The organism is Streptomyces sp. NPDC021080 (assembly GCF_044333225.1).
GTDB lineage: Bacteria > Actinomycetota > Actinomycetes > Streptomycetales > Streptomycetaceae > Streptomyces.
The window spans coordinates 57039-74460 of the sequence record NZ_JBIRQM010000001.1 but is presented as its reverse complement, the minus strand read 5'-3'; the positions used below and the strand labels follow the sequence as shown (position 1 = coordinate 74460).

12 protein-coding genes are annotated in these 17422 nt (G+C 71.9%); 6 read left to right on the top strand and 6 right to left on the bottom strand.

The window, feature by feature from the left end:
• Positions 1-62 precede the first annotated feature (62 nt).
• Positions 63-2729: an ATP-binding protein gene (locus tag ACH4S8_RS00305; protein ID WP_398389432.1), complete on the bottom strand. Its 2667-nt coding sequence runs from the start codon at positions 2727-2729 to the stop codon at positions 63-65.
• Between the two features lie 661 nt (positions 2730-3390).
• Here ACH4S8_RS00305 and ACH4S8_RS00300 point away from each other — a divergent pair.
• The gene (locus tag ACH4S8_RS00300) at positions 3391-4401 is read left to right on the top strand and encodes a DUF2510 domain-containing protein (protein WP_398389430.1); all 1011 of its coding nucleotides are present in this window, start codon (positions 3391-3393) and stop codon (positions 4399-4401) included.
• A gap of 178 nt (positions 4402-4579) precedes the next feature.
• Here ACH4S8_RS00300 and ACH4S8_RS00295 read toward each other — a convergent pair whose 3' ends face one another.
• A complete protein-coding gene (locus tag ACH4S8_RS00295) occupies positions 4580-5197 on the bottom strand; it encodes a TetR/AcrR family transcriptional regulator (RefSeq protein ID WP_398389428.1) in 618 nt (205 codons plus the stop codon).
• A 424-nt stretch (positions 5198-5621) separates the two neighbouring features.
• On the opposite strand from ACH4S8_RS00295, the gene ACH4S8_RS00290 reads away from it, so the two are divergent.
• A complete protein-coding gene (locus ACH4S8_RS00290) occupies positions 5622-6410 on the top strand; it encodes a phosphatase PAP2 family protein (protein WP_398389427.1) in 789 nt (262 codons plus the stop codon).
• Positions 6407-7381 (top strand): hypothetical protein, encoded by a 975-nt coding sequence (locus ACH4S8_RS00285; protein ID WP_398389425.1) that lies wholly within the window; start codon positions 6407-6409, stop codon positions 7379-7381. The genes ACH4S8_RS00290 and ACH4S8_RS00285 overlap by 4 nt, the downstream gene beginning before the upstream one ends.
• Positions 7382-7473: 92 nt before the next feature.
• Here ACH4S8_RS00285 and ACH4S8_RS00280 read toward each other — a convergent pair whose 3' ends face one another.
• The 3 genes from ACH4S8_RS00280 to ACH4S8_RS00270 all read right to left on the bottom strand — a co-directional run bounded on the left by ACH4S8_RS00280 (position 7474) and on the right by ACH4S8_RS00270 (position 11080).
• Positions 7474-8313 (bottom strand): phospholipid scramblase-related protein, encoded by an 840-nt coding sequence (locus ACH4S8_RS00280; protein WP_398389423.1) that lies wholly within the window; start codon positions 8311-8313, stop codon positions 7474-7476.
• Positions 8314-8365: 52 nt separating this feature from the next.
• The gene (locus tag ACH4S8_RS00275; RefSeq protein ID WP_398389422.1) at positions 8366-10417 is read right to left on the bottom strand and encodes a phosphocholine-specific phospholipase C; all 2052 of its coding nucleotides are present in this window, start codon (positions 10415-10417) and stop codon (positions 8366-8368) included.
• Between the two features lie 198 nt (positions 10418-10615).
• On the bottom strand, positions 10616-11080 hold the full coding sequence (locus tag ACH4S8_RS00270; RefSeq protein WP_398389420.1) for a DUF3592 domain-containing protein: 465 nt from the start codon (positions 11078-11080) through the stop codon (positions 10616-10618).
• A 359-nt stretch (positions 11081-11439) separates the two neighbouring features.
• Between ACH4S8_RS00270 and ACH4S8_RS00265 the strand changes: the two genes are divergently transcribed.
• From ACH4S8_RS00265 to ACH4S8_RS00255, 3 genes are all read left to right on the top strand, one after another.
• A complete protein-coding gene (locus tag ACH4S8_RS00265) occupies positions 11440-14274 on the top strand; it encodes a hypothetical protein (RefSeq protein WP_398389418.1) in 2835 nt (944 codons plus the stop codon).
• A gap of 212 nt (positions 14275-14486) precedes the next feature.
• A complete protein-coding gene (locus tag ACH4S8_RS00260; RefSeq protein ID WP_398389417.1) occupies positions 14487-15551 on the top strand; it encodes a Rieske 2Fe-2S domain-containing protein in 1065 nt (354 codons plus the stop codon).
• The gene (locus ACH4S8_RS00255) at positions 15548-16501 is read left to right on the top strand and encodes a PDR/VanB family oxidoreductase (protein ID WP_398389415.1); all 954 of its coding nucleotides are present in this window, start codon (positions 15548-15550) and stop codon (positions 16499-16501) included. The genes ACH4S8_RS00260 and ACH4S8_RS00255 overlap by 4 nt, the downstream gene beginning before the upstream one ends.
• On the opposite strand, the gene ACH4S8_RS00250 is transcribed toward ACH4S8_RS00255, so the two are convergent.
• Positions 16452-17267, bottom strand: a complete 816-nt coding sequence (locus ACH4S8_RS00250) for an IclR family transcriptional regulator C-terminal domain-containing protein (protein ID WP_398389413.1) — start codon at positions 17265-17267, stop codon at positions 16452-16454. The genes ACH4S8_RS00255 and ACH4S8_RS00250 overlap by 50 nt on opposite strands.
• Positions 17268-17422 lie beyond the last annotated feature (155 nt).

The window sequence follows — 17422 nt, the reverse complement described above, 5'->3', positions numbered from 1 at the left end:
CGTGCGCCACGGGTGACGGACCGCCGGTGGCACGCCGCGGACAGCGGGCCACCAGCGGTTCGCTACAGGCCCGCCAGTGCCGCCTCCGCCTTCGCCACCAGACCGTCCGCGCCGCAGGCACGCGCCAGCGTCAGGCCCTTGTTCAGTTCCGTCACCGAACGGGACGCGATGCCGTACTCGATGCGGGCCGCCGCGTGTTCGTACTGGCAGGGGGAGGCTTCCAGATAGGTGACCGCCTGGGCCGCCAGCCGGACCGCGCGCTGACCGGTTTCGAGGGCGGCGGCGCACCGCAGGGCTTCGCCGATCGCCGTGTCGGTGCCGAACCGCTCGGCCTGGCGGCGGGCGTCGCCGGCCAGGGAGGCGGCGCGTGCCGGGTCCTCGTTGGCGAGCGCCCTCGCGAGGTCGACGGCCCAGGGCGCGAGCACCGTGTTGTGGTGGCCGCGGGCGGCGGCGGCCTTCTCCGCCGCCTCCAGTTCGTTGATGCCCTCCTTGGTGCGGCCGACGGCCAGCAGCAGACGGCCGCGCACCGAGCGGGTGTCGGGAAGGACGATCGTGGAGGGGTACGGCGGCGCGAAGCCGTAGCGTTCGGCGATCTCCGCCGCCTCCTGGACGTGCCCGCGGGCCAGCAGGGTGTCGATGAGCCCGCAGGTCGCCGACCAGTACAGGGGCAGTCCGCGGCCGACCCGTTCCGCGAGGCGCAGCGACGCGCGCTGGTAGTGCTCCGCGTCGACGAGGCGGCCCCGCCTGCGGTGGGCGAGACCGAGGTAGGCGTTCGCCAGGGAGAGGTGACCGCCGCTCCAGCCCGCCTTCACATAGGCGTGCAGGGCCTCGCTGAAGAGGCTCTCGGCCCGGTCGAGCCGGTCCGTGTAGGCGTACGCGCTGCCCAGCATCAGCAGGAGTTCGACGCCCCACTCGCTGTCGGTCCAGGCGAGTCCGGGGGCGAGGCGGCCGTTGACGAGGGCCCGGTCGCAGAGTTCCGCGACCACCTCGGCGTTCTCGCCGCGGGTCATGGCGTCGAAGCCGCGCAGTATGAGGAGCGCGCGCTCGGAGTTGTCGCGTCCCGTGCAGGTCGTGGCGAGTTCGGCGAGGCCGCTGGAGTGTCCGGCGCGCTCCTCGCCCGCGTGGATGCCCTCCCACATGTAGTGCACGGCCTGGAGTCTCATCCGGGCGGGTCCCGGGTCCAGCCGCTCGACCTCGGCGTCGACCGTGCGGACGGCGTCGTCCAGCTGGTTGTTGTGCACGAGCGCCTGGGAGAGCCGGAAGACGGCGTCGACCCGCTCGGTGTCCGTGAGTCCGGGCCGTTCGAGGGCGGCCCGCAGATGGCCGATGGTCGTGGCCGGCGCGGTCAGGAGCGTGGCGCAGCCCAGTTCGTAGAGCACGCGTGCGTGCACTTCGGGCAGCGGTGGCTCCTTCAGGGCGCGCTCCAGGCAGCGCCGGGCCGCGTCCGGGGCGCCGACGGCGAGGTGCTCTCGGGCGGCTTCGCGCATCTGCTCGACGAGTTCGGGGTCGTCGTCCGGATGCACTTCGAGGAGGTGGCGGGAGGCCGCGGCCGCACCGCGTCCGGACTCGGTGACCGCCCAGGCCGCCTGGCCGTGCATCGCCGTGCGCAGGGCGTCCGGGATGGAGCGGTAGACCGCTGTGGCGATCAGCGGGTGCACGAACTCCAGCTCGCCGTACGACTGTTGGCCGCCTGTCGTGCCGACGGCGGTCAGGATGCGTGCGGCTCCCAGCAGTTCGGCGCAGCGGGAGGCGTCGTCGTCCGGCATTCCGGCGAGCTGGGCGGCGAGGTCGAGGGAGATCCCGGTGCCGAGGATGGCGGCCGCCCAGGCGAACCGGGTGGCGTCGATACCGAGCCCTTCGAGGCGGGCGACGAGTCCACGGCCGCGGGCGGAGCGGTTCAGGTCGCGCAGTTCGGCGGCCGAGCCCTCGACCGGCTCCATCTCGCTGTCCTGGACCTTGGCGAGCAGTTCGACGGTCTCGTACGGGTTGCCGCCGGTGACCGCCCACACCTCGCGACAGAAGGGCGCGTCGGCGTGCTCCCCGAGCGTGGCGCGGGTGAGTCCCTCGGCGGCGGCCGGGGTCAGCGCGGTCAGGGTGGAGACCGGACGGCCCGCGGCGGCCACCGCGTCGAGCAGCCGGGCGCTCTCGCCGCTGACCCCGCCGGGCCGACGGGCCACCACGACGAGGACGGACAGGTCGTCCAGGCGCTCGGCGAACGCGGCGAGCCAGCGCAGGGTCTCCTGGTCGGCCCAGTGCGCGTCGTCGATGAGCAGCACGAGCGGCCAGTCCCGCTTCGCGAGCCGCCGCACCGCGGCGACCAGACCGTCGCACACGCCCTGCGGGTCGGGCTGCCGCACGCCCGGTTCCGTTATGCCGAGGGCGGGTCCGGCGATGTCGTACCAGTCTCCCAGGTATTCGCGCGCCTCCTCCGGGAGCAGCGAGACGAGGGCCGGCTGGAGCAACTGCCGTACGACGTTGAAGGGGACGGACGTGACGGTCTCGCCGCCGCGTGCCGACCACACGGCACAGCCGTTGCTCTCCGCGATCCTGCGTGCCTCGGCGAGGAGGGCGGTCTTGCCGAGACCCGCTTCTCCGGTGAGCACCAGCACGGTGCCCGAGGTCGCCGCTTCCGCGCGCAGCGCGATGATCGCCTCTTCGAGGGTGGCGACCTCCTCGTCGCGCTCCCACAGGGAAGCCGAGGCGACCGCTCCGGGCCGTACCTCCGTCATCCCGCTACCTCCCCAGGTCGCCCAAACGACGTAACTACAACGAGCCTAGCCTCCTGGAAGCCGCGGTGGAGGCGGGACCCGGCACCGTGCGCCGGGACGGACGACGGCGATGTCCCGGAGGGCGCGCCGCCGAACACCCGGCCGCCCGGAAGGGAAGTGACGGACAGTCAATCACTGGGAAAATAAAGGTAATTTTCCTCCTTCGTTCACCGCCCCGGGCCGAGCCCGGCCGGCCCGCGGGCTTCCACGGGATGAACCGGCACGAGCGCCCCCGCGCGCGACCGTGACCTGCGCGCCCTCCTCCGGCACGCTCCCGGGGCGCGGCTCCCGGGAGCCGCGGAGGTCTCGTCGAGCCGTTCGCGTCCGGCGCCCCCGGCTGTCGCCCGACGCCCGCCGGGCCCCGCCGCCGCACGCCCGAGGGGCGCGACGGCCGGCCCGGGCGGTTCGCGCGTCGTACGCGCTCCTGGCACTGGCGTTCTTCATCCGTCCGGTGGGCCTCGGCGTCCGTCCACCCGGGCCCGGTCATCTGCATGCCCGCGTCAAAGCGGGGGAGGTGCGGACGCTCTCCCGGCGGGAAGCCGGACAGTCGCTTCGGGGCCCGGAAGGGGCTCAGGGGGAACCCTCTCATCCGCCTTTCACCCTGGACTCATACGGTGGGGCCATGACGCAGGTGACTCCCCCCGGCTGGTATCCCGACCCCGGGCAGACAGATGACGCTCCCGCCACCGAGCGCTGGTGGGACGGTAGGACATGGACGGACCAGGTCCGCCCCGTCGGGTCGGCGGCCGCGTGGGGTCCCCCGGTGTACCCGGCGGGAGCCACCGGTCCCTATCCGGCGCACGCCCCCTCCGCCCCGCGGCGCGGGCTGCGCACGGGCATAGCGGTCGCGGCGGCGGTCGCCGTCCTCGCCGGTATCGTCGGTGGCGTGTACGCGCTGACCAGCGACAACGGACGTGGCGGCAGCGCGGCCTCCGCCGGGCCGAACGGCCAGGGCGCACCGGGTGGCCCCGGCGGCGGCCAGGAGGGCGGCCCGAGCGGGGCGCCCGGCGGGTCCGGCGGGCCGGACGGCTCCGGGGGCTCGGACGGTTTCGGCGGGCAGACCCCGGCGCCCGGCGAGTCGGGCCGGCCGCAGACGGACCCCGGCTTCGCCACGGACGTCTACAACGGCATCAGCATCCCGGTGCCGGACGGCTGGACCGGCCGGAGCGGCGCGGGCACGGCCTCGGTCTCCACCAAGGACACCTACAAGTGCCCGGGCGACACCTCGCAGGACTGCCAGCGCGGCGGTGCCTACTCGGCCCCCGCGAAGGCGCAGAAGCTGAAGTCCACGACGGCGGAGGCGGCGGCCAAGGAGGACATCTCCAAGAACGCCACCGAGTCGTACGGCAAGGGCTACGGCTCGATCACCTCGCACGCGCAGCTCGCCTCGAAGGCGGTCACGGTGGCCGGGGAGAAGGGCTACATGGTCCGCTGGAAGGTCGTGACGAGCAAGGGCGACGACGGTTACGTCGAATCGCTGGTGTTCCCGTCCCCGGCCGACCCCGCCTCGCTGGTCGTCGTCCGCTTCGGCGTCGACGCCGGCTCCAAGGCTCCCCCGCAGTCGGTCATCGACACGATCACCAAGGGCATCAAGGTGGCGCCCGGGACCGGCGGCAACGGCCAGAACGTCTAGGACCTGTCCGGTCGCGCCACCGTCCGGCCCGGGCCGGACGGAAGTGGATCGGCCGGGTGGAGCGCCCCTCCGCTCAAGGGGCACCCCACCCGGCCGGGGGGTACGCGCCGCCCCCGTCCCCACGGTGCGGCGCGGTACAGGCCGCCGTCCGGTCATCCCACGGACGGCGGCCTGAGCATCAGGTGAGGCCGAGCGTCGGAAGGACGACGGCCTCCACGAACCGTGTGAGATACGCCGCGTCCGCGTACTGGCCGTCCAGGAGGGGACGCACCCTCAGGACCCCCAGCATCTGCGCCGGGATGAACTCCAGCGCCGGATGACCGGCGTCGACCTCCCCGCGCTCGACGCCGCGGCTGATCATCTGCCGCAGTTCGGCGACCTCGGGTTCCACGAGCGCTTCGCGGAGCGCCTGCTGGAGCTCCTTGTCCTGCATCACGGCGTTGCCGAGGCCCTGCAGCAGCTGCGTGCTGTCCCGGGCCGACCATTCCCCCGCGGCCCCCGCCGCCGCACGCAGGTCCCCGGCGAGCGAGCCCGTGTCGATCCCGGTGAACCGCGGACAGCGGTTGTTGCGCAGCGCGGCGGCCACGAACTGGGGCTTCGTCTTCCACTGCCGGTAGAGCGTGGACTTGCTGCACCGGGTGCTGGCGGCGACGCCCTCCATGGTGAGCGCCTCGTAGCCGCATTCCCGGATCTGTTCGAGCACGGCGTCGTAGAACTCCTGCTCACGCTCGGGGGTGATTTTGGAGCGGCGCGAGGCGACGACCGTCTCCGGTCCGTCCGCGGCCTGCGACGTCATGGCGCTTCTCCTCGCTCGATCCGGCCCGAAACCGGTGCGGTCTTGCGCCCAGTGTAATCGATACGCAAGGGTACCGGTACGCATCCGTATCGGTACACTCGCGTATCGGTACACAGTCGTATCGGTACACTGCCGTATCGATGAGCCTCGGACAGGATCCACTCCTCCCGCACCGGGAAGGCCGAGTGGATCCTGTCCTGGGCTCACCGCGCTTCGCACGACATCAGACCGTCAGCAAGGGGGCCGGGGGATGGATTCCCGCATCGAGCCTGCAGATCCCGCATCCGATTCCGCGCCGGAACCGGAGCCGCCCGACGCGGCGACATCCGACACATCGGCACCCGACGCCTCCATACCCGCGGCCGCGTCACGCGCCACGGCCGTCGGCCCGCGCCCGCGCCCGTTCGCACACGTGCGTCCGGGCGTGCACGCGGACGACACCGTGGCGCGCCCGCCGCTGCTGCGGGAGCTGCTGCTCGTCGCCGGGCTCTTCGTCGTCTACAAGGCCGGACGGCTGCTGGCCACCGGCCGCACCGACGAGGCCTTCGCCGACGCGCACCGCGTCCGGGGCTGGGAGCGCTCGCTGCACCTGCCGGACGAGGGCACCGTGCAGGCCGCGCTGCTGCACAGCGACACGCTCGTGCACCTCGCGAACACCTACTACGCGACCGTCCACTTCCCGGCCACCGTCGCCTTCCTGGTGTGGCTGTACCTGCGGCGCCCCGCGCACTACGTGTGGGCCCGCAGGGTCCTCGCCCTGGTCACCGCCGCCGCCCTGGTCGGGCACCTCGCGTTCCCGCTCGCCCCGCCGCGGCTGCTCCCCGGGACGGGCCTCGTCGACACCGGCCGGGTGTACGGGCCCACGGTGTACGGAGCGCACCCGGCCACCGACGCCCTGGCGAACCAGTTCGCGGCGATGCCGTCGCTGCACTTCGGCTGGGCACTGATGGTCGCCGTCGGCCTGATCGCAACGACCCGGTCGCGGCTGCGCGCGCTGTGGCTGCTGCATCCCCTGCTCACCCTGCTGGTGATCGTCGGCACCGCGAACCACTACTGGCTCGACGCGATCGTCGCGACCGCCCTGCTCTGCGTCGCCCTCGCCGTGGTCCGCCCGCCGCACCGCACGGCGACCTCCTCGGCACGGCTCCGGGGCCACGAGCCCGCCGAGCCCCCCGTACGGGAGCTGCCCGGACTCGTGGGAGCCGGGCGATGAACCCGACGCTCGTCGCCGTCGGCCTCTCCCTGTTCTCCGCCGCCGCCTACGCCTCCGCGGCCGTCGCCCAGGAGCGGCTCGCCGCCCGGTCGGCCGGCACGGGCACGGGCACGCTGCGCCTGCTGGCCCAGGGCACCTGGTGGTGGTCGGTGACACTGAACGCCTCGGCCGCGCTCCTGCACGTCGCGGCCCTCAAGTACGGAACGCTCACCCTGGTCCAGCCGCTCGGGGCGCTCACCCTCGTGGCCGCCGTGCCGCTGGGCGCGCGGATCGCCGGACGGCGGGTCAGCGCGGTCGAGTGGCGCGGCACCGCGCTCACCCTGACCGGCCTCGCCGCGCTGCTCGTCACCGCGTCCGGGGCCGCGCCGGACGAGGTGCTGAGCCTGCCGCAGGCGCTCGCCGTCGCGGGAACGACCGCCGCGGTCATCGGCGTTCTGGCGCGTCGCGCCCGGCCGGGACTGCGGCACGCCACGGCCTCCGGGTTCGCCTCGGGCGTGGCCTCGGCGCTCACCCAGACCGTGACGGTCGCCGCGACGGCCCGTTCGAACTCGCCGTTCAGCGCGCAGGTCGTCGTGGTGGCCCTGCTCGTGGCGGCCTTCGCGGCGGGCGGACTGCTGCTGTCGCAGACCGCCTACCAGGGCGGGCTCGGCGCCCCGCTGGCCGTCGTGACACTCGCCAACCCGCTGGCCGCGGCGGCGATCGGGCTGTCCCTGCTCGGCGAACGCCTTCAGGGCGGCGCGGCGGGCCTGCTGCTCGCGCTCGTCGGAGCGTCGATCGCCGCGTGGGGCGTGGTGACGCTGTCGCGTACGGCGCCCGAACCGGCGGGGGCACCGGCGGACGCTCCCCTGGACGGCCTGGCGGACGACGACCACCCGGTCGCCGCCGTGCTGGCGCTGGAGCCGAACGGGGTCGCGCACGAACCCTCGTTGACGCCCCGGCAGGCCGGCTCGGGCCATCTGACCTCCCTGTAGGAGGACGTCACCGCGGGCGGCGACGGCCTGGGTGACGGGCGGGACGCACCGGAGGGCCGGCCGCGGCCGCCCTTCCGTACATCCGTGTCCCGTCAGCCCAGTCCGCGGGCGTCCTGCTTGAGCGCCGTGTCGACGGTCAGCGCCGTCGCGACGACGAGGCTCAGCATCGGCTCCGGGAGCTGGAAGTGGATCTGCAGGACGTAGTTGTCCGCGGTCGTGAACATCGTCTTGGCGAGGCCCTCCCAGGTCTTCGTGATCCGGGCCACCTCGTTCTCCGACTCGTCGACGATCGCGAAGTTCCAGGCGCGCCAGTTCTCCGCCTTGATCGCGCCGACCTGCCGGCCGTCCACGTTCAACGCGAAGTTGATCTTGCCGATCATGTTCTTCTGGACGATCTCGCCCACGGTCGAGCCGTCCGGACGGGTCACGATCACGCGGGACTTGAAGATCTTCGCCGGCCGGGTCAGCAGCAACTGCGGCTGCCCGTGGGCGTCGCGGATCTCCAGCCGGTGGGTGAGGTACTGGTCGAGGCTGGAGACCAGCCGCAGGATCTTCCTCAGCACGCCCTGGCCGACCTCGGTGACCGAGCCGATCGGGTTGCCCTGCTGATCCATGACCTTGTACTCGTTGGTCAGCTCGATCAGCTTGGCCTTCTGGTTCACCACCAGGACCGGCTCGGTGAACAGCGTGCCGCCGCCGACACCGCTCGGGGCCACCCCGGCCTGCTGCTGCACCTGGCGCTGGACCCGCGGGTCGGGGGCGGTGGCCTGCTGGGGGAAGGGCTGCTGGGGCGGCGTGCCCTGGTGCGGCACCTGCTGCCCCGCCGGAGCCTCCTGGTCGGTCCACTGCGAGCCGTCCCAGTAACGCTGCGTCTGGGGCTTCCCGTTCGGGTCCGGGTACCAACCTGCAGGAGTGTTCGAATGCGTCGTCACCGGGGCACCCTACCGCGACATGGCCGGAAAACAACGGTCAGTTGTGGGCCCATCAGACAGTAATCAGAGCAGGGTCGCTCACACCGGGTCGACCATTCTCGACATGTCCGGCGAATCGCCTCAGGAAGCCTGCCTGGCCGTCGACGACGACACCGAGGTCGTACCAGCGCTTGCTCGCCGTCAGGTCCACCGTGTGCCTCACGGTCGCGCCCGCCCGGACCCGGAAGACCCGGGACGGTCCGCCGTAGCCGTTCGTGAGCCTGAGCGTCGCCGTGGCGGCCCCCTTGTTGACGAAGGCGAGCTCCACGTCGCAGCCGGTGTGACGGGCGGTGATCTCCGGTCCCGCCGTCCTGTTGTCCCCCTTGAAGGTGCGCAGGAAGCCGTTCGGACCGTGGACGGTGAGGTCGTACGAGCCGCCCGAGTAGGCCGAGTTCCAGGTGTCCGCGACGGTCTCGCCCGCGGCGGTGGTGTAGGTCCAGGGGCCGTCGGTACGGTTCCCCGAGGTGACGAGGAAGGCCGCGCCCGCCTTGGGACCGGAGCCGAAGGTCAGCGTGAATTTCCCGGCCGCGGTGTCGGCCGAACCGTCCACGAGGGGCGCGTACTCGAGCGGACGGGTCGGTCGCGAGCCGCGCTCCTGCCGGGGCAGGGCGGGGTTCGCGGGCGGGGTCGGCACATAGTCGGGGTGGCGGTCGCCGTCCGGCGGCCGGTAGCCGTCGGTGGCGGGCAGCGCGACCGGCTCGCCGTCCTTCCGGGAGAAGTCGAAGGCGGCGGTGAGGTCGCCGCAGACGGCCCGCCGCCAGGGCGAGATGTTGGGCTCACGCACCCCGAACCGGGCTTCCATGAACCGGATGATCGACGTGTGGTCGAGCGTCTCGGAGCAGACGTAACCCCCCTTGCTCCAGGGCGAGACGACGAGCATCGGCACCCGCTGGCCCAGTCCGTACGGTCCGGCGGCATGGCTCGCGTCGCCCGCGAACAGGTCCGGGCCGACGTCGACCGTGGAGCGCCCCTGGGCCGGCGACTGCGGCGGGAAGGGCGGCACCAGGTGGTCGAAGAAGCCGTCGTTCTCGTCGTACGTGACGAACAGGGCCGTCCTGCTCCACACCCCGGGGTCGGAGGTGAGCGCGTCCAGCACCTGGGAGATGTACCAGGCGCCGTAGTTGGCGGGCCAGTTGGGGTGCTCCGAGAACGCCTCGGGAGCGGCTATCCAGGAGACCTGCGGCAGCTTGCCGCTCCGCACGTCGGCCCGGAGCCGGTCGAAGAACCCCTCGCCCTTGCGGGCGTCGGTGCCGGTGCGGGCCTTGTCGTACAACGGGTCGCCCGGCTGCGCGTTGCGGTACTGGTCGAAGTACAGCAGCGAGTTGTCGCCGTAGTTGCCCCGGTAGGCGTCGGGGATCCAGCCCCAGGAGCCGTTCGCGTCCAGCCCGTCACCGACGTCCTGGTACACCTTCCAGGAGATCCCGGCCGCCTCCAGTCGCTCCGGGTACGTCGTCCAGCCGTACCCGGCCTCGTCGTTGCCGAGGACCGGGCCGCCACCCTTGCCGTCGTTGCCCGTGTACCCCGTCCACATGTAGTAGCGGTTGGGGTCCGTGGAGCCGATGAACGAGCAGTGGTAGGCGTCGCAGACGGTGAACGCGTCGGCCAGCGCGTAGTGGAAGGGGATGTCCTCACGCGTCAGATAGGCCATCGTCGTCGCCGACTTGGCGGGTACCCACTTGTCGTACCTGCCCTTGTCGAACGCGGCGTGCCCGTCGCTCCAGCCGTGCGGCAGGTCCTTGAGGAACGCGAGACCGAGGTCGTCCGCCTCCGGGTGGAAGGGGAGGACGTCCTTGGTGCCGTCCGACTGGTACCAGACCGGCTTGGTGCCCGTCGTGGTGGCCGGACGCGGGTCGCCGAAGCCGCGGACGCCTCTCATCGATCCGAAGTAGTGGTCGAACGAACGGTTCTCCTGCATCAGCACGACGATGTGCTCGACATCCTCGATCGAGCCCGAACGGCGGTGCGCGGGCAGCGCCGCCGCGCGCTGGACGCTGCTGGACAGTGCGGTGAACGCAGCTGTCCCACCGGCGAGTTGGAAGAAGCGGCGCCGATTCACTTGAGGCATGACTGGGTGACCTCTGTCCTGACGGGCCCTGCGGCCGGAGGTTGACGGAACGTGCGCGAAAGGAGTTTTCCAAGCACACCGAACGTCAGGAAAGGGCCCACTGTCCCTTGTGTGAAGGTCGGCGGTACACCGGACGAACGGTTCCGGACAACGGACGGGCGGAACGGAACCCGTCCCGCTCCGGCGCCGCGGCGAGCACTAGGCTCCGGACGCGAACAGGGAGATCACACCGATCCCGACCGCGGCAATGATCAGCGCGATCATCAACGCGACGCCGAGGAAGGCCAGAAGGCAGCCGAGTTCCCGCTGGGCGGTCCGGTCGCCGGGCAGGGCGACCGTGGCCCCTTCCGGGTCGTCCGGCAGGTAGGAGACGGCGAGAAGGTCGCCCGGCACGGTGGTGTTCGGAGCGGCGTCCTCGAACCGGACCTGCCGGCCGTCGTGGGTGACGTACTCGAAGAGGAAGTAGCGCCGCGTCGAGGTGGCATAGCCCCCGCCCGAACGCCGCACCGTCTCGACCCGTATGCACCTGCCCTCGGTGCGCAGCCCGTACCGCTGCGCCCGTGTCCGCCGGCGGACCTTCCTGACCGCCACCACACCCGCGACGACCGGGGTTATCACGATCGCGGACAAGAAGACGGCGAAGACGACGGCGATGAGGATCATTCCAACTTCCTTGCTGTGCATGCGGTACTGACGGTGCATCGGGCACCGCTGAGGCCCTGCACGCCAAGACGGGCGCCGGACCGCGCGCGTTCCACCGGAGCCGCCGAACCGTCGACGGTTACCACGATGCCTGAGGTGGACATGATGAAGACGGCATCGGAGAGCAGGCGGATCCGGCCACGGAGAGATCCGTGCGTCCGGCCGGGACGAGGAAGGCGGCGTGCGAGTGATCGCAATTCGGATGCACTGTGCACGCTCCGTTTCATTAGCGGTCGACTAGCGGCAAAGCCGCCGAACCGCGCATTCCGTCCATAGACTCGCGCAACGCTCCCGCGACATATGCCAGTTGGAGGTTCCTCTTGCCTCATTCACCCCACGACGACGGGCAGCACCGCGCCGTGTCCGCCGACTTCCAATGGATCGTCCAGGTACTCGACCCGTACGTGACCGACCGCACGGCGGGTTCGCCCCGCCGGACCTCCTCCCGCGAACACCGGCTCCCCGCCCTGCTGCTGGCCCGGATGCCGGACGGCGGCGCGGTCACGGACACCGCCGAGCCGGATCCGGGGCTCACTCGGCTCGTACGGGCATACGCGAAGCGCCTGCAGGCCCCCGCGAACAGCACCGAGGCCCATCTTCCCAGCCTCGCCCCGCACGCGGTCATCGACGACGCGCAGATGGAGCGGGGCGACGCCGGGGAGAGCGGACAGCACGTCCGGTTGCTGGAGGAGGCGGCACGGCAGCTGCGCCGCTCCATGCCCGACGGAGCCGGGAGACTGCGGCTGCCCGAATTCGACACCGTCCTGACCGTGCTGCGGGCCGACATCCAGCAGCCGGACGAGGAGGAGCAGCGGCAGGCCCTGCGGGACCTGCTGTGTGACGCGTACGCCCGAAGGTTCAAGGACGCCTCCCCGCTCGCACAGCTCGGCGAAGCCGTTACCGGATGGCCGGGCGCACCACTTCGTGTTCTGGCCGTCGCGGCCGGCTGGGTGTGGCGCCGGTGGTACGGCATACGGCTCGACCGGCAGCATCTGTGGGTGGGCCGGACGCTGGACCTGCCCGGCAGAAGCTTCCTCGACGCGGCACTGTCCCTGCAGGACACGCACAAGGCGGCGTTGGCTCACCGCGCCGCCCAGAGCGGGCACGCGCAGGCGTCCCCCGACGAGGAAGTGGTCCGCGAGGTCCTCCTCACCGCGTTGATCCACGACCTGGCCGGGGCGGCGCGGCCGCGTGCGTGGAGTCGCCTCCGCCCCCGGCGCGCCTGGGCCTTCGTGCTGCTCCTGCCGACCGTGGGCGGCGAGGAATCCGCCTGCCGCAGGCTCCTCGACACCTACGACGCCGTCGTACGCGACATCGGATCCAGTCCGCTGCTGGTGCTGGGCGCCGCGACGGACACGCTGCCCTCGTACGCCGCGGGGCAGCCGCCGCGGACCGTACCCGAACAGGGAGGAACCCCCGGTGCACGCCGTGCCGGCCGTGCGGCGGCGGCCCAGTTCCGGGCGACGATCGCCGTCCGGGCTTCCCATGCGGTGCATGTCCTGCCCGTACCGCGCACCCCGGACAACGGCACCCCGGCGGCTTCGCCCGCAACGGTGGCCTTCCGTTCTCCCCGCGTCCGCGACTGGTGGCGTCCGGTGGCCGCCGCCACCGCCGCGGCGATGCTGTGCGCGGGCGGTATCGTCCTGACCCCGGCACTGATGAGGCTCGTCGCCGACGGAAGCCTCGCGGCCTCCTGCCGGCACCTGGCGAACGGGGAGGTCGTCGGCCTGACCGACGGCAACGACGGCTGCGACCTGGCCAACGACACGTACGCGGCGGACCTGGCCCACAAGAAGTACGTGACGGACCTGAAAGAGCTGGAGAAGATCCTCGGCCGCCAGAACGCGCAGGTGGACACGGATCAGCCGTACCGCACCGTCGTCTTCTTCGCGCCGCTGAGCGTCGGCTCGGATTCCAAGCGCACCGCACCGATCGGCTTCCAGACCTTGCGGGGTGCGCTGCTCGCCCAGAAGGACGTCAACGACCAGCATCTCAAGGTCCAGGTGCCCGTGCGCCTGCTCGTCGCCAACGCCGGTGAATACTTCCGCTACGGCTCGCGGGGCGGCCTCAACACGGTCAACACCACCGACGCGGACGTCTCCCAGATGATCATCGACCGCGCGGACCGGGACCACGTCGCCGCGGTCATGGGTCTCGCCCAGAGCCGTCCGGAGTCCCAGCAGGCCGCGATCGAGCTGGGAGACGCGGGCATCACCGTCCTCGGCACCGGCGTCTCGGGCCAGCGCATGCTCGACGGCAACTCGCCCGTGTCGTACTTCCAGCTCTCACCGCCCGACGCGCGCATCGCCGACGTCATGGCCGGCTTCGCCCGCAACTCGCCCGAGCTGCAGGCTCTGACGGACCCGGCTCCCGGACGCTCCGGTCCAGCCGCCATCGTCGTCTACGACCCGACGGACACGTACTTCAGCGCCGATCTCGCCGAACGCTTCGAGCACGCCTACCGCTCGACCGGTCCGGTGCGCCCCGTGGTCTACAAAGAAGCGTCCGACGGGCACCTGACGCAAAGCACGGCCGACACGGTCTGCAGCCTCGTCCAGAGCACCAAGGGCTTCGTTCTGTACGCGGGGCGCGCCGGTGTCATGGAGGACCTGTTCCTCGCGATGCAGCGGAACCGGGAATGCCGGGGCCCCAGGGTACCCGTGCCGGTGCTGGCGGAGAGTCCCGCGCCGGACGTCATCCTGCATCCGAGCCGGATGACGCTGAACTACTACGCGCTGAGGCTCTTCTACAACCAGTTCAGCCTGCCGGTACCCGACGGACCGTTCGGCAAGAAGTTCGGCTCGGCCTTCCATCTGTCCGCGGAGAACGACGCCGCGCTCGGCTACGACGCCGTCAGCATCCTCTCCTCGGCCATGAACGCCGTCTTCGCGACGGACGGCGAGTTCTCGTCGAAGGCGCTCGTCACCCGCCTGCAGGACCCGGGGATCCAGGACTACGCCGGGGAATCCGGGGTCATCACCCTGGACAGCGACCACCACTACCCGCCGAACAAGGAGATCCACGTCCGCGAGATCATTCCCGACGGGAAGAAACACACGGACCTGACCTGCGGATTGCTCTCCCAGGGCGCCGCGAACGCCACCCACTGGGGACCCGGAGACCACTTCGACTGCCCTACGGACCCGATCTCCTGACGGCTCGTCACACCGGGGCGGGAGGCATCGCCTCCCGCCCCGGCCCGCGACGGGGCACACCCCCGTACGCCCCTCGCACCCTGACCGACCCGTTCCCAGCCCCCCTTCCGCCCGGCGGAAGTCGCCTTGCCCGCCCGCCGCCGGCGTCACGACCCTGAGGGCGACCACGGCACGCGGGGCGACGGCGCCCCGCTCTCAGGGACGGGAACGCCATGCCGCACATCACCGCCTTCGCCAGGAACCAGTGGTACGTCGTCGCCTACACCTACGAGGTCGGGCGCGAGCTCCTCGGACGGACCGTCCTCGGTGAGCCGCTCGTGCTCTACCGGGCCGAGGAGGACGGCGCGGCCGTCGCGCTGTCCGACCGGTGTGTGCACCGGCGCTTCCCGCTCTCCGAGAGCCGGCTCGACGGTGACCGGATCGTGTGCGGCTACCACGGGTTCACCTACGACCCGACCGGGGCGTGCGTGTACGTGCCGGGGCAGAAGCGGATTCCGCGCACCGCCCGTGTGGCCTCCTACCCGGTCGTCGAGCAGGACCTGTTCGTCTGGGTCTGGATCGGCGACCCCGCGCTCGCGGACCCGGCCTCCGTCCCGCGCGCACCGCACATGGACTCGCCCCGGTGGACGACGGTCAGCGGCATGGAACCCGTCGACGCGGACTACGGACTCCTCGTCGACAACCTCCTCGACCTCTCGCACGAGACGTATCTGCACGGCGGCTACATCGGCACGCCCGAGGTCGCCGAGACGCCGATCGCCACCGAGGTGGACGAGGACGCCGGGATCGTGCGCGTCTCCCGGCGCATGGCCGACGCCGAGTGTCCGCCCTTCTACGCCCGGTCGACCGGCATCGAGGGCCGCATCACGCGCTGGCAGGACATCGAGTACCACGCGCCGTGCCTCTATCTGCTGCACAGCAGGATCGCTCCGGCCGGTGTGCTGCCGGAGGCGGACGGCAGTGACCCGAACGCCTTCCACACCGAGATCACGTACGCCATCACGCCGTCCGGCGACGGCACGGTGTACGACTTCTGGGCGGTCTCGCGCGATTTCGCCCGCTCGGACGACGAAGTCTGCGTCTTCATGCGGGACTTGAACCACACCGTCGTGATGCAGGACGTCGACGCGCTCAACCTCCTCCAGCGGACCCTCGCCTCCGAGCGCACCGGCTACCAGGAGCTGAGCATCGGCATCGACGCCGGCGGTCTCGCGGCCCGGCGCATCCTGGCGCGCCTGGTCGAGGAGGGCGACAAGCCGGTGGAGAGGGTGCGGTGACCGGCCCGGCCCGGGAGGACCTCCATGACACGGAACTCGTCGTCGCGCGACGGGAACCGGTCGCCGACGGCGTGCTCGCCCTGACCCTGCGGCATCCGCTGGGCACCGAACTCCCCGTCTGGGGGCCGGGTGCCCACATCGACGTCGCGCTCGGGCCGGACCTGGAGCGGCAGTACTCCCTGTGCGGCGATCCGGCGGACCGCGGTTCGTGGCGGATCGCGGTCCTGCGCGAGCCGAAAGGGCGTGGCGGATCGGCCTACGTGCACGAGCGGTTGGGCGTCGGCGACCGGGTGCGGGTCCGGGGCCCGCGCAATCGGTTCGCGCTCGTGCCCGCCCCGCGCTACCGCTTCGTCGCGGGGGGAATCGGCATCACCCCGATCCTGCCGATGCTCGCCGCGGCCGAGGCGGCGGGCACCGAGTGGACCCTGCTGTACGGCGGACGGACCCGCGCCTCCATGGCGTTCACCGGGGAGCTGGGGCGGTACGGGGACCGGGTCACCCTCGCTCCCCGGGACGAGACCGGACCGCTCGACCTCGCCGCCGTACTCGGCGGGATTCCCCGGGGCACCCTCGTCTACTGCTGTGGTCCGGATCCCCTGCTCGACGCCGTGGAGGAGCGCTGCCCGGCCGCCCTGCTGCGCGTCGAGCGGTTCCGGCCGAAGGACCGAAAGGGCAGCGGGGAAACGGAGTTCGAGGTCGTCCTGGAGCGGTCGCGGCGCACGGTGACCGTCGCTCCCGGTGTCTCCGTCCTCGACGCCGTGCGCGCCGCCGGCGCCGAGGTGCTCTACTCCTGTGCCGAGGGCACCTGCGGGACCTGCGAGACGGAGGTGCTCGACGGGATCCCGGACCACCGGGACTCGGTGCTCACGGACGAGGAGCGGGAGATGGGCGGGACCATGCTCATCTGCGTGTCCCGGTGTCGTGGGAGGCGGCTCGTCCTGGATCTGTGACGGCCAGGTCCCGCTCGATCCGCGCGACCGTCTCCAGCAGGTGGGGAAGCAGGTCGCGGCGCACAGATTCGAGGCTGTTGCGGCTGGCGTGCACGGGGATGTTCACGGCCGCCACCACGGTGCCGTCCCGGTCGCGCACCGGGGCGGCGACCGAGCGCAGCCCTTCCTCCAACTCCTGGTCGACGACGGCGTATCCCTGGCGTCGCGCCCGGGCCAGTTCCGCTCTCAGCCGGTCCGGGGAGACGATCGTGCGCGCGGTCAGGGGGCGCAGATCGACCCGCTCCAGCCGGGTGTCGATCTCGTCGTCCGCGAGATGCGCGAGGATCACCCGGCCGACCGAGGTGGCGTGGGCCGGGAAGCGGGTGCCGACGGTGATCGCCGCCGTCATGATGCGCCGGGTCGGGACCCGCGCCACGTACACGATGTCGTCGCCGTCGATGACACAGAGCGAGCTCGACTCCCCTACCTGTTCGGCGAGTTGCTTCAGATGGGGCAGGGCGATCTGGGGAAGGGTGAAGCCGGAGAGATAGGCGTAGCCGAGTTCCAGGACGCGCGGGGTGAGCCGGAAGACGCGGCCGTCCGTGTGGACGTATCCGAGGTCGACCAGGGTCAGCAGGAAACGGCGTGCCGCCGCGCGGGTCAGGCCGCAGCCGCGCGCGACCTGACTGAGTGTCAGTTCGGGCCGGTCGGGGCCGAAGACGCGGATGACGGCGAGTCCGCGTTCGAAGGACCGGACGAAGTGGGGTGCTCGGTCTGCTGCAGGCATCGTCGCCTCCAGAGGGACACACGGAGTGCTCTCCGCACGGGGCGGGGCACGCTTCGATAACTGTCAACAATATTGTCAGCCAAGGCCATTGACCCGGCACGGACGGGGTTCTACCTTCGCGCTGAGCACCATTGTGCGGTGTGCGCACGCCCTGT